The organism is Sinorhizobium fredii NGR234, from assembly GCF_000018545.1.
GTDB lineage: Bacteria > Pseudomonadota > Alphaproteobacteria > Rhizobiales > Rhizobiaceae > Sinorhizobium > Sinorhizobium fredii_A.
The window spans coordinates 1,615,371-1,627,887 of the sequence record NC_012587.1 but is presented as its reverse complement, the minus strand read 5'-3'; the positions used below and the strand labels follow the sequence as shown (position 1 = coordinate 1,627,887).

The 12,517-nt window shown below is 62.2% G+C and carries 10 protein-coding genes; 4 read left to right on the top strand and 6 right to left on the bottom strand.

The genetic code is table 11. From position 1 onward, the window contains the following. Positions 1-40: 40 nt before the first annotated feature. On the bottom strand, positions 41-979 hold the full coding sequence (gene ypfJ, locus NGR_RS19120; protein ID WP_012708114.1) for a KPN_02809 family neutral zinc metallopeptidase: 939 nt from the start codon (positions 977-979) through the stop codon (positions 41-43). 415 nt (positions 980-1,394) lie between these two features. Between ypfJ and carB the strand changes: the two genes are divergently transcribed. Next, positions 1,395-4,886: a carbamoyl-phosphate synthase large subunit gene (gene carB / locus NGR_RS19115; RefSeq protein ID WP_012708113.1), complete on the top strand. Its 3,492-nt coding sequence runs from the start codon at positions 1,395-1,397 to the stop codon at positions 4,884-4,886. A 178-nt stretch (positions 4,887-5,064) separates the two neighbouring features. After that, positions 5,065-5,343 (top strand): DUF6894 family protein, encoded by a 279-nt coding sequence (locus tag NGR_RS19110; protein ID WP_012708112.1) that lies wholly within the window; start codon positions 5,065-5,067, stop codon positions 5,341-5,343. A gap of 128 nt (positions 5,344-5,471) precedes the next feature. Here the strand turns inward: NGR_RS19110 and NGR_RS19105 are convergent, their stop codons facing one another. Further along, positions 5,472-6,935 carry an MFS transporter gene (locus NGR_RS19105; RefSeq protein ID WP_012708111.1) on the bottom strand — a complete coding sequence of 488 codons (1,464 nt, stop codon included), beginning with the start codon at positions 6,933-6,935 and terminating at the stop codon, positions 5,472-5,474. 289 nt (positions 6,936-7,224) lie between these two features. Between NGR_RS19105 and greA the strand changes: the two genes are divergently transcribed. Continuing rightward, positions 7,225-7,701, top strand: coding sequence for a transcription elongation factor GreA (gene greA, locus NGR_RS19100; protein ID WP_014764680.1), 477 nt, complete (start codon positions 7,225-7,227; stop codon positions 7,699-7,701). Between the two features lie 138 nt (positions 7,702-7,839). Continuing rightward, positions 7,840-8,895: a glycosyltransferase family 4 protein gene (locus NGR_RS19095; protein ID WP_012708109.1), complete on the top strand. Its 1,056-nt coding sequence runs from the start codon at positions 7,840-7,842 to the stop codon at positions 8,893-8,895. An 8-nt stretch (positions 8,896-8,903) separates the two neighbouring features. Here the strand turns inward: NGR_RS19095 and NGR_RS19090 are convergent, their stop codons facing one another. The 4 genes from NGR_RS19090 to NGR_RS19075 form a co-directional block, all read right to left on the bottom strand. Then, positions 8,904-9,926 carry a glycosyltransferase gene (locus tag NGR_RS19090; RefSeq protein WP_164924332.1) on the bottom strand — a complete coding sequence of 341 codons (1,023 nt, stop codon included), beginning with the start codon at positions 9,924-9,926 and terminating at the stop codon, positions 8,904-8,906. Then, positions 9,923-10,954, bottom strand: coding sequence for a glycosyltransferase (locus NGR_RS19085; protein WP_012708107.1), 1,032 nt, complete (start codon positions 10,952-10,954; stop codon positions 9,923-9,925). The genes NGR_RS19090 and NGR_RS19085 overlap by 4 nt, the downstream gene beginning before the upstream one ends. 122 nt (positions 10,955-11,076) lie before the next feature. Further along, positions 11,077-11,889: a glycosyltransferase family 2 protein gene (locus NGR_RS19080; RefSeq protein ID WP_012708106.1), complete on the bottom strand. Its 813-nt coding sequence runs from the start codon at positions 11,887-11,889 to the stop codon at positions 11,077-11,079. A 108-nt stretch (positions 11,890-11,997) separates the two neighbouring features. Beyond that, entirely contained in the window at positions 11,998-12,468 is a 471-nt protein-coding gene (locus NGR_RS19075) for an Lrp/AsnC family transcriptional regulator (protein ID WP_012708105.1), read from the bottom strand. Positions 12,469-12,517: the final 49 nt, after the last annotated feature.

Here is a 12,517-nt window from a genome sequence, read left to right as displayed (position 1 = left end):
GGTGCGTAACGGGCCGGGTTTTGCCCGGCCCGACCGAGAATCAAACCGATCCGGAGAAAGTGTCGCAGTCCGACATCCTGCCGCTGTCGAAGCCCCGCTTGAACCACTTCATCCGCTGCTCCGAGGTTCCGTGGTTGAAGCTCTCCGGCACGACGTAGCCCTGCATGCGCTTCTGCAGTGTGTCGTCACCGATCTGGGTGGCCGCATTGAGTGCCTCTTCGAGGTCGCCACGCTCAAGCAAGCCCTTCTGTTCGGTGTATTTGCCCCAAATCCCGGCAAAGCAATCGGCCTGCAATTCGACGCGGATCGACATCTGGTTCGCCTCGGCCTCGCTCATACGCTGACGCATTTGATTGAACTTCGGCAGGACACCGACCAAGTTCTGAACGTGGTGGCCAACCTCGTGCGCCAGGACATAGGCTTGCGCGAAATCGCCGGCCGCATCGAATTTCTGTGCGAGCTCCTCGAAGAAGCTCATGTCAAGATAAACCTTGCGATCGCCCGGGCAATAGAAGGGACCCGACGCCGCCTGGGCAAATCCACAGGCCGACTGGACGGCACCGTTGAAGAGCACCAGTTTGGGCTCCTCGTATTGTTCGCCGCCGGCCTGGAAGATGCCGTTCCAGGTATCTTCGGTTTCGGCAAGCACGGTCGCCATGAACGCCTTCATTTCCTCTTCCTCGGCCGAGCCGCGCGGCGCCTGCGATCCGTCACTCTGCTCGAAGCCAGGCATGTTCACCGGGCCACCCTCGAGCACCTGGAGCATGTCGATGCCCATGGCCTTGAGGATGAAATAGAGGATAACGAGGAAGATGATCGTGCCGAAGCTCAAGCCACCGCCGGCGCGACGCATGCCGCCCCCGCCGGTCGGAATGCGGAATCCTCCGCCGCGGCCGAAGGGGCCGCCTCCAAGGCCGCCGGGGCTTGCTCCCCGCTGATCCTCGACGTTGCTGGACTGGCGGCGGCCCTTCCATTCCATGATCTGTCCTCCGGAGACGTCGCTTCTACCTTGGCGCGTTGAACAGTTATATGCCCGCGCGACGACCCATGTAAAACGCAATCGCCACCGGGCGGTTTCATCGGGCGGGTCATTTTCTGCGCTATTTCCGACCTGTCCGCGTCCGGGCGGCCGATGATGTCTCTGCGCTTTCGACTTCCTATCTGCGACGCGCGGCACGGTGCATGGAGTGCTGGTGACTGCGCCTTCCGAATGGGTCGCGGGCGAGAAGCGAATATCTTCGGTTTATTGTCGATTCCGGAATTTTCGGGGTTCCGCTGGCAGAGACATTTGCCTATAAGCCGCTTCTAGCCTGAAAACACCATTCATTGCGCACCCGGCCGGTGATCTCCCACCTCGGCCGGTTTTTCGCGCAACCAGAAAACGGATGACAACCATGCCGAAGCGCCAAGATATCAAATCGATCCTCATCATCGGCGCGGGACCGATCGTGATCGGCCAGGCATGCGAGTTCGATTACTCCGGCACCCAGGCTTGCAAGGCGCTCAAGGAGGAAGGCTACCGGGTCATCCTCGTCAATTCCAACCCGGCAACGATCATGACCGACCCCGGGCTTGCCGACGCGACCTATGTCGAGCCGATCACCCCCGAGGTCGTCGCCAAGATCATCGCCAAGGAACGTCCCGACGCGCTGCTGCCGACCATGGGCGGACAGACGGCGTTGAACACGGCGCTTTCGCTGCGGCGGATGGGCGTTCTCGACCGCTACAATGTCGAGATGATCGGCGCCAAGCCCGAGGCGATCGACAAGGCCGAGGACCGCGCCCTCTTCCGTGAGGCGATGGCCAAGATCGGGCTCGAAACGCCGAAGTCGCGGCTGGCGAATGCCACCGACATCAAGGACCTGGACCGCAAGGCACATGAGGCGGAACGCGCCGCGCTCAAGGCGAAATTTTCCGGGAACGACCTCGACTCGGCGCTCGACGAACTCGAGAACAAGTGGAACCTCGGCGAAGGCGACCGCAAGCAGCGCTATGTGAACCACGCGATGGCGATCGCCGCGCAGGCGCTCGACGATGTCGGCCTGCCGGCAATCATCCGGCCCTCCTTCACGCTCGGCGGCACGGGCGGCGGCATCGCCTACAACCGGTCGGAATTCTTCGAGATCGTCGGCAGCGGTCTCGACGCGTCGCCGACGACGGAAGTCCTGATCGAGGAGTCGGTGCTCGGCTGGAAGGAATATGAAATGGAAGTCGTCCGCGACAAGGCGGACAATTGCATCATCATCTGCTCGATCGAGAACATCGACCCGATGGGCGTCCATACGGGCGATTCCATCACCGTCGCGCCGGCGCTGACGCTGACCGACAAGGAATATCAGATCATGCGCAACGCCTCGATCGCGGTCTTGCGCGAGATCGGCGTCGAGACCGGCGGATCGAACGTCCAATTCGCCGTCAATCCGGAAAACGGCCGCTTGGTTGTCATCGAGATGAACCCGCGCGTCTCGCGCTCTTCGGCACTCGCCTCCAAGGCCACCGGTTTCCCAATCGCCAAGATCGCCGCCAAGCTTGCCATCGGCTATACGCTCGACGAACTGGAGAACGATATCACCGGTGGAGCCACGCCGGCCTCGTTCGAACCGTCGATCGACTATGTCGTCACCAAGATCCCGCGCTTTGCCTTCGAAAAATTCCCAGGCGCCGAGCCCACGCTGACCACCGCAATGAAGTCGGTCGGCGAAGTCATGGCGATCGGCCGGACCTTTGCGGAATCGCTGCAGAAGGCGCTTCGCGGGCTCGAAACGGGATTGACCGGTCTCGATGAGATCGAGGTCCCGGATTTCGACGAGAACGGCGACGGCCGCAACGCCATCCGTGCCGCGATCGGCACGCCGACCCCCGACCGCTTGCGGATGGTCGCCCAGGCGCTGCGCCTCGGCATGACGGAAGCGGAAGTGCACGAGGCCTGCAAGATCGATCCCTGGTTCATCGCCCAGTTGAAGGCGATCGTCGACATGGAGGCCCGCATCCGCGAACACGGCCTGCCGCAGGATGCGGAAAACCTCCGGATGCTGAAGGCGATGGGCTTCTCGGACGCACGGCTTGCGACCTTGACCGGCAAGCGCCCGAAGGAAGTGGCGGAATTGCGCAACGCGCTGAACGTCCGCCCGGTCTATAAGCGCATCGACACCTGTGCCGCCGAATTCGCCTCGCCGACCGCCTACATGTATTCGACCTATGAGACGCCGTTCGTCGGCGCCGCGCGTTCCGAGGCGCAGGTCTCCGATCGCAAGAAGGTCGTCATACTGGGTGGCGGCCCGAACCGGATCGGCCAGGGCATCGAGTTCGACTATTGCTGCTGCCACGCGGCCTTCGCGCTAAAGGACGCCGGCTACGAAGCGATCATGATCAACTGCAACCCGGAAACCGTTTCGACCGACTATGATACCTCCGACCGGCTCTATTTCGAGCCCCTGACGGCGGAAGACGTGATCGAGATCATGCGCGCCGAACAGGAAAACGGCACGCTGCACGGCGTCATCGTGCAGTTCGGCGGCCAGACGCCGCTGAAGCTTGCCGAGGCGCTGGAGAAGAACGGCATCCCGATCCTCGGCACCGCACCCGACGCGATCGACCTTGCCGAGGACCGCGACCGCTTCCAGAAGCTCTTGATGAAGCTCGATCTCAACCAGCCGCGCAACGGCATCGCCTACTCCGTCGAGCAGGCGCGGCTCGTCGCCGCCGAAATCGGCTTCCCGCTGGTCGTGCGCCCGTCCTACGTTCTCGGCGGCCGCGCCATGCAGATCATCCACTCGGAAGGCATGCTGCAGACCTACCTGCTCGATACGGTCCCGGGGCTGGTGCCGGAAGACATCAAGCAGCGCTATCCGAATGACAAGACCGGCCAGATCAACACGCTGCTCGGCAAGAACCCGCTGCTCTTCGACAGCTACCTGACCAATGCGATCGAAGTGGACGTCGATTGCCTGTGCGACGGGAAGGATGTCTTTGTCTCCGGTATCATGGAGCATATCGAGGAGGCCGGCATTCACTCCGGCGACTCGGCCTGCTCGCTGCCGGTACACTCGCTCGACAAGAACCTCGTCGACGAGCTCGAGCGCCAGACGGCGGCACTTGCCAAGGCGCTGAACGTCGGCGGCTTGATGAACGTGCAGTTCGCCATCAAGGACGGCACGATCTATGTCCTCGAAGTCAATCCGCGCGCGTCCCGCACGGTTCCCTTCGTCGCCAAGACGATCGGCGCGCCGATTGCCAAGATTGCCGCTCGCGTGATGGCCGGTGAAAACCTGGACGATGCGATCGCCGCCTATGGCAAGAAGCCGGATCCGCGCAACCTCAAGCATATTGCCGTCAAGGAAGCCGTGTTCCCGTTTGCCCGCTTCCCGGGCGTCGACACGCTGCTCGGTCCGGAAATGCGCTCCACCGGCGAAGTGATCGGCCTCGACACCGACTATGCGCTGGCCTTCGCCAAGTCCCAGCTGGGCGCCGGCGTCGACTTGCCGCGCGACGGAACGGTCTTCGTCTCTGTACGTGACGAGGACAAGGTACGGGTGCTGCCGGCCATCCGCGTTCTCGCGGATATCGGTTTCAAGGTCGTGGCGACCGGCGGCACGGCACGGTTCCTGGGCGAGCACGGCATCACCGCCACCAAGATCAACAAGGTGCTCGAGGGGCGGCCGCACGTCGAGGACGCCATTCGCAACCGCCAGGTCCAGCTTGTCATCAACACCACGGACGGCAACAAGGCGATCTCCGACTCGAAGTCGCTCCGCCGTGCGACCCTGATGCAGAAGGTCCCCTACTACACGACCATGGCCGGAGCTGAAGCTGCGGCTCACGCCATCAAGGCGCTGAAGGCGGGCAACCTCGAAGTCCGTCCGCTGCAGAGCTATTTCGACGCTTGACGGAAGGTCTTGGCGCACCCGGAATGCCGGGTGCGCCATCGTACGTCGAAGTTCAGTAACGCCGCTGAATACAACCTGAACGTCTGGTTCAGGCCCCATTCGGGTGCGACGTGGTTCTCTGATCCCATGAGCAGCGAAGCCGAAATCAACCGGCAAGGCGCAGGACTGGGGCAACGACGTGCGGCACTATTTCTTTGATCTCCACTGGGTTGATGGACGCTTCATCGACGAGGAGGGTATCGCCCATTTCGACGATGGTTCGGCGCTCTTTTACGCCCGGCGCATTGCCGACAAGATCGGCCGCGATATCGACTACGGATCGTTGACGGTGGAGGTCCGCTCCCGCGAGGGCAAGTTGCTCGCGACCGTTGCGCCATCCGAGGGCCGCGGCTGCGAGCAGTTTGCCTTGATTGCTACAGCGCCGCGCGCCTTATCAGGCGCGCAAAGGTCGCTGTAGCCCTTGGAATTGCTGCATGTCTTCGTCCTTGAATCGAGGACGATTTAAGGAGACATGCAGTAGGCGCCGCCCGGGCGTGTTCCGCCACCAGCGTGAGAACGCCGTTCCCCTGGACGGGGCCGCAGCCCTTACTTGAGCTGCGCGGCGCGAGGTGCCCGCCGCGTCAAGCGAAGAGTTCGGATCGCGAAAAAGAGCGATGCGGCGGCAATGACGCAGGCCAGAGCAAACACGATGGTCAGCGACAAGGACAAGACCTGCTCGCTGACGTCCTCATCGAGGCCGAAAGTATTGGCGGTCACGCCGAAAAGGGCGGCGCCTATCGCGTAACCGGCCGATTGCAGCGTCGGCAGCAACGCCGACGTCTTGTCGCGTTCTTCTCTGGTCGACACGTCCATCAGAAATTGGCTGAGTGTTCCCCAACTGATCCCGAAGCCGGCCCCGATTGCGACCTGCCCAACGAACACCAGACCGTATTCGCCGCTGCCGACGGCGAGCGTCAGTCCGATGAGACCAAGGCAAAGGATCAGCGGCCCCGCCCACATCAGCCGAATGCGCACTGCGTGCGAGGGCAGGCTGGCGACGAATATTGCCGTTGCACTCCAGGACATGGCCATCAAGGCGCTGGAAAAGCCGGCGGCTGTCGGTCCGAAGTCCCACGATTGCTGCATTGAATAGACGAGATAAACGGAACCGGACGCCTGGGCCAGCGGCATCAACAGGACGACCCAGAGACCGGTGCCGAGCGCGGTTCGCATCGAGAAGGCCCCGAACGGCAGAATGGAGTTCGGCGATCTGCGATCGGATTGGACCGCCGTCATGAAAACGGCGATTGCCATCATCAGAAAAGCCGCCGTCACATAGCCGTTGCCGGCAGTATTGGAGATTGAGATCAACAAGATGCCGACACCGAAGGCGAGTACTCGCAGCAAGGGAATTGCCCCTGCCGCTCCCTTGCGGTCCTTCGGCTGGCGGACGATCGTGACGACGAGCGCCAGGAAGACCGCCACGGCTGGTATGTTGACAAAGAAAGCGGCGCGCCACGACCAGTATTCCGTCAGCAGTCCGGAGATCAGCGGGCCGGCAAAGGCGGCAGAGGCCCAGACGATGGCTTCCGCCCCGAACACCTTGGGAACGAGGCGCGGCGGAAAAAGCTCTGGTATCAGGGCGTAGCAAACACCGGCAATGATGCCCTCGCCCAATCCCTGCAGCAGCCTGCCGGCAAGCACTTGCGGCATGCCGGTTGCGAGCGTCGCGATGACCGTGCCCGTGGCGAAGACAAGTGCCGCGGCGACAAGCGTATTGCGCGCACCGAATCTTGCTTTCTGATTGGCGGCCAAGGCGCCGCCGATAATGGCGAAGACGAGATAGAGCGTGAAGGCCCAGGACAACAGGGCCGCCCCACCGAATTCCTCGACCGCCGTCGGCAAGGCCGTCGAAATGAAGAACTCGTTGAAGGCAAAGAGCGCGACGCCAAGGCACAACGTCACGGTTGCCGCGAGATGGTCTCTCGTTAGCAATTCGCTCCAGCGGCCCTCACCATCCCTCTGCATCGTCACGCTGGAGGTCCTCGGGTTCTCTTCGACTACACTCATGGATTGGTTCCGATCGCTTGTTCATGGAACCAGGACTGATACAACCTCAAGCGCTCTTGAGGTAAAGAGGGTTTTTCAGGTGCCCGCTTTTTCGAAGAAGCTCGGGGCCGAGCATGGCCCTCGCCAGACCGTGAACCGGCGCGAAAAATCTGGCTTTCGCGCTTCCGTTTCTGTTATAAGAACGGTTCAGATGTTTTCGGACGGTTCCGGTGCTTTGCTCCGGGGACCGTTTTCTTTTGCGTCGGCGCCGCCGAAAGGCGGCGCCGCGCGCTTGATAAAGGACAATGAAATGGTCGACAAGGTTCCGATGACCCAGGGTGGATTCGCCAATCTGCAGGAGGAGCTGCGCTGGCGCCAACAGGAAGAACGCCCGCGAATCATCGAGGCGATCGCCGAAGCACGTGCCCATGGGGACCTGTCGGAAAATGCCGAATACCATGCCGCCAAGGAGGCGCAGAGCCACAACGAGGGCCGTGTTTCCGAGCTCGAGGATCTGATCGCCCGGGCGGAGGTCATCGATCTTTCGAAGATGTCCGGCTCGAAGATCAAGTTCGGCGCCAGGGTCAAACTCGTCGACGAGGACACCGAGGAGGAAAAGACCTACCAGATCGTTGGCGACCAGGAAGCCGACGTCAAGGCCGGCCGAATCTCGATCTCCTCGCCGATCGCCCGCGCGCTGATCGGCAAGGAGGTTGGCGACTCGATCGAGGTGAATGCACCGGGCGGCTCCAAGGCCTACGAAATCCTCGCCGTTCAGTGGGGCTGATCGCCCGAGGCCGACAGCAGAAACACGGAAACGCGGCGGGGTGATTGGACCTCGCCCATTCCCTTCAGGGCGCGGCATTCGTTCCGCCCCTCTCTTCCCCAAAGAACCTGAAGCTAGAGGCGCAAGGAGCGCGCTCACGTGGCCGATATCCGGGACATCGAGATCATTGCGCCCAATTTCAAGCGCCGTCTCTCCGGTGTCACTTCGACGATCATCCAGCTCATTCCCGTTCAGCGCAACCTTGGACAGAAGATCGCGGTGCTCGGGTCCGGGCTTCCCAAGAGTCTGCCGTCCGTCCGGTTTCGCGATCTGATCCACCTCTGGCAGAAGCCGGCAGGCCGCCGCTGTCGCGTCTGGCATGCGCGCCGCAATGTCGAAATGCTGCCGGCTATTCTCCTGCGCGATCTGCTGCGGATGAAGATCCGGATCGTCTTCACCTCCGCCTCGCAGCGGCGGCATACCGGGTGGAGCAAGTTCCTGATCAGCCGGATGGACGCGGTGATCGCCACCAGCGCGAAGACCGCCGCCTATCTGGAGGTTCCGAGCACCGTGATCCTGCATGGGATCGATACGCATCGGTTCCGGCCGCCTGTCGACAAGGCGACGGCGAAACGGGCGCTCGATCTCGATCCGTCCAGGAAATATGCCGGTTGTTTCGGCCGTGTTCGACATCAGAAGGGGACCGACCTCTTTGTCGACAGCATGATTGCCCTTTTGCCCAGCCGACCCGAATGGGGCGCGATCGTCGCCGGACGCGCCACCGGCCCTCACCTCGCCTTCGAGGCTGAATTGAAGGACCGCGTCGCCAAGGCGGGACTCGCCGACCGCATATTGTTCGTCGGCGAACACACGAATATTCCCGATTGGTACCGCGCCCTCGATCTGTTCGTCGCACCGCAGCGCTGGGAGGGTTTTGGCCTGACACCGCTCGAGGCAATGGCGAGCGGCGTGCCGGTCGTGGCAAGCGACGTCGGGGCTTTCTCCGAATTGATTGCGGAGGGGCCGCACGAAACAGGGCTTATCATTCCGGCGGGGAATCTTGAGGCGATGGTCGATGGTGCGGCCGCATTCATGGATGACCTGCCGCGGCTTGCCGCTGCCGCTGCCAACGGTCTGTCGCGCGCGTCGAGGAATTTCGCCATCGACGGCGAAGCTCAGGCAATCGGCGCGATCTACGACAGGCTGATGCGCTGACCGGCGGGTTACCGCTTCGAGGCGAACAGCCTCAGATAGGCATCGGTGATCGCCTGCTTGGAGAACTGGCCGACCAGCGTCTCGTGTCCCCGTTCGGCGAGTGCGGCTCCCAAGGTGCGGTCGTTGGCGATGCGCTCGATCGCGCGCGCGAAGCCATCGGTATCGCCGATGTCGACCATCAGACCGTTTTCGTTATCGCGCATGAACCATTGCGGGCCTTCGGAGCGACTTGAGACGACGGGCGTTCCCTGCGCCCACGCTTCCAGGATGACATTGCCAAGCGGTTCGTGGCTCGAAGCCATGACGAAGATGTCGGCCGCCGCTAGGAACGGTCTTGTGTCCTTCTGCCAACCGGCGAAGCGGACCCGGTTCGCGGCACCCAAATCGGTTGCGAGCTTTTCGAGGTTCTCGCGCTCCTCACCATCGCCCAGCAGCCAGAGGTAAACGCCGGGCACTTTGGCGACCGCCTCGATCAGCGTGTGGAAACCCTTCCGTTCCACGAACCGGCCCATCGACATGACGACGGGTGCGTCCTCCGGCGTGTCGAGCGTCGTTCGGCTGATCGGTTCAACACGCTCGGTGCTGGTGAAGTTGGAAATGACCTCGATGTCCCGCTTCCAGCCAAGCTTGCGGACGTGTTCGGCGATCCCGGGCGTATTGCAGACGATGCAATCCGTGTTGCGAAAATAGTCGAGGCGTGGCGGATAGTCGCCGAGCCGGGAAATCTTGATGCACCCTCTGTAGGCCGGCATCAGTTGGCTGGCGCGCGGTGCCCAGGCCATCAGCGCGTTCGGCCTATCGCGCCGCGCCATATGCATCACCTTGCGCGGCAGGAGCAGACGATCGAGCGACAGGTTCCGGAAATTACTTTCCGTTATCCTGGTCGCACCTTCGATTTCGGAGCGCCACTGTCGGTCGGGCCGGATGACCGAGGTCTGCTCGACACCGCGTTCGGCAAGGGCATTGACGAGATGGACGAAAAAGCGCTCGGCGCCGCCATCCTTGCCGAAGTGGAAGTGCATGACTTTCATCGCTGCGCAGCACCCTTTGCGAAGAGTTCGAGATAGGCGTCGGTAATGGCCTTCTCGGAAAAGCGCGTCTGCAGCGTTTCCCGACCGCCGGCGCTCAGCTTTTCCCGCAATCCCGGATCGTCGCGCAGCCTGCGGATCGCGCTTGCAAGGCCCTCGTCGTCGCCACAGTCCACCATCAGGGCATCGCGCTCATCGGTCATCACCCAGGAAGGCCCTTCGGCTCGCGCCGCAACGGTCGGCTTGCCGGCACCCCAGCCTTCGAAGCACACATTGCCAAGAGGCTCATGCGACGAGTTGATCGCGAAGGCGTCGCCAGCGGCGAGGTAACCATAGGCATTGGTCTGCCACCCGGGAAAGCGGACACGATCTCGTATGCCGAGATTGTCGGTCAACCGCTCCAACTCCTCCCGCTCGGGTCCGTCGCCGAGCAGCCAAAGATAGGTACCCTCGACCTTCTGGATGGCGCGAAGCAGCCCGTCGAACCCCTTGCGCTTGACGAAACGCCCCATGCCGACGACCACGAAGGCTTCGGCGGGCGTTCTCATCTCAGCGCGCGCGATCGGCGCGACGGGCGTGGCACGCGTGAAGTTCGCGATTACCTCGACGCCGCGGCGCCAGCCGAATTCGCGCACCTTGGCGGCGATGTCCGGCGTGATGCACACCAACGTCTCAACATTGGTGTAGTAGCCAAGGTGCTCCGGATAGTCACCGAGACGAGAAATGCGGAAGGCATCCTTGTAAGGAGGCATGAAGCGGCTGGCGCGCAGTTGCCAGGCCATGATGACATCGGGCCGGAACTCCCGGAGGATGCGCGACATCCGCCAGCCCAAGAAGAATCGCGACAACGAGACCCGTCGAAAGACACCCTCGTAAATCCGTGCGCTACCCTCGATTTCGCCGCGCCAGCTGCGCCCGGGGCGGATCAGCACACGCTGCTCGACGCCCCTGTCGTGCAAGGCGTTGACCAGATTCACGAAGAACCGCTCTGCACCGCCTTCCTTGCCGAAATGAATATGCATGACTTTCATAGGTCACCTTTTCCGGGCATTAGAGCGGGATGCGCTTACCTGCGTTCGCGCCGACCGCCCTATCTCTTTGTTTTTGCCGCATTTGTGCGACGGCAGGTGATTCCACCTGCCTGCAAAATGCTCTAGCGGGAAAGCGCATCGTCGACATTCGGCCGGTTTTTCAGCGCATGCCGTTGATAGACCTTAGCCGCGGTCAGGAACGCATAGACCGCCCCGGTCATCGCTTCGATGAAGCCTGGAAAGCCGCAGCGCCACAGCCCGTTGCGGAAATAAAGCCGGTAGAAATAGAGCGGCGGGCCAAACAGCATCTTGTGCGGCCGCAGCGCCCTGCCCTCCGCGAACTGCTGATCCGCTTTCAGCGTCGAATACTTGTTTTCCTTGAGGATCTGCTCGTCGATGATCAGCGGCCTGTAATGCAGCAGGCTGCCGGTTCGGGCCGCGCCCGCCTTGCCGTCCGGAATAATTCCTTCGTGCACCTTCTGGTCAAGGTCGTAGCGGCCGCAACCGTTGCGGATGAGACGAAGATTGCGCCGCTCACGCACGTTTTCGGGCGTATAGCCGTAGCCGATCAGATAGGGGCGACGCGCCACCCGCCAGCCGACGATATCTGCCGGAGCGTTCAGAAGCGAAGGCAGCAGAGCCTTCAGCGCCTCGTCTAACCGCTCGTCTGCATCGATGTTGAAACACCAGGGCTGACCGCACTGCTCCAGGGCGAATTGCTTCTGCCCGGCATAGCCCCGCCACGGTTCGTACATGAACCGGATGGGCCAGCCCTTGTCGATATAGGATTGCACCAGCGCCGCCGTGCCGTCGGTCGAGCCGGAATCGACGATGACGATTTCGGCGCATTGCGAGAGGCTCTCGATGCAATTGCCGAGATAGGCCTCCTCGTTCAGGCAGATGATGAAGGCGGAGAGCGGGAGCTTTGGCGTCATTGAGATCTTCTGACCGGCCGCGTGCGTGGTGCGAAGGGGGCTCGTGTCGCGAGCGTCAGGTTTCTGCTGCCCAGTTCGCCCCGATTGAATGGCAATGGCGATGCATCGCTAGATCTCCACCTGGCAGGCGTCCTTCACTTGGCGGATCGTCAGCATCGTCCGTACTGTATCGACATTGTCGGTCGCAGTGAGCTCTTCAATAACGAAATCCTGAAAGGCCGCAAGGTTCTCGGCCACGCACTGAAGCAGAAAGTCCGATTCACCCGAGACCATCCAGGCCTCGCGAACGAGCGGCCATGAGGCGGTGCGGGCGGCAAATGCCTTGAGATTGGCGTCCGACTGGTGCTTTAGCCCAACCATGCAGAAGGCAACGAGGTCATAGCCGAGCGCGGAGGCATTCAGAAGCGCGCGGTAGCCGCGGATGACGCCGGCTTCCTCGAGTTTGCGAACGCGGCGCAGGCATGGCGGCGCCGAGATGCCCACGCGTTCGGCCAATTCCACATTTGTCATTCGGCCATTGCCCTGCAGCTCGCGCAGGATTTTCATGTCGATTGCATCGAGGTCGACGCGTAGGACCATTTTGCCAACATCCCCGTTTCCATGGACCCCGGTTCACGGGGTTCCTCTT

Bases quoted from the DNA above. Each gene is read 5' to 3' on its own strand.
- ypfJ (WP_012708114.1), bottom strand. From the start codon at position 979: ATGGAATGGAAGGGCCGCCGCCAGTCCAGCAACGTCGAGGATCAGCGG.
- NGR_RS19090 (WP_164924332.1), bottom strand. From the start codon at position 9,926: ATGAAAGTCATGCACTTCCACTTCGGCAAGGATGGCGGCGCCGAGCGC.
- greA (WP_014764680.1), top strand. From the start codon at position 7,225: ATGGTCGACAAGGTTCCGATGACCCAGGGTGGATTCGCCAATCTGCAG.
- NGR_RS19080 (WP_012708106.1), bottom strand. From the start codon at position 11,889: ATGACGCCAAAGCTCCCGCTCTCCGCCTTCATCATCTGCCTGAACGAG.
- carB (WP_012708113.1), top strand. From the start codon at position 1,395: ATGCCGAAGCGCCAAGATATCAAATCGATCCTCATCATCGGCGCGGGA.
- NGR_RS19105 (WP_012708111.1), bottom strand. From the start codon at position 6,935: ATGAGTGTAGTCGAAGAGAACCCGAGGACCTCCAGCGTGACGATGCAG.
- NGR_RS19085 (WP_012708107.1), bottom strand. From the start codon at position 10,954: ATGAAAGTCATGCATATTCATTTCGGCAAGGAAGGCGGTGCAGAGCGG.
- NGR_RS19075 (WP_012708105.1), bottom strand. From the start codon at position 12,468: ATGGTCCTACGCGTCGACCTCGATGCAATCGACATGAAAATCCTGCGC.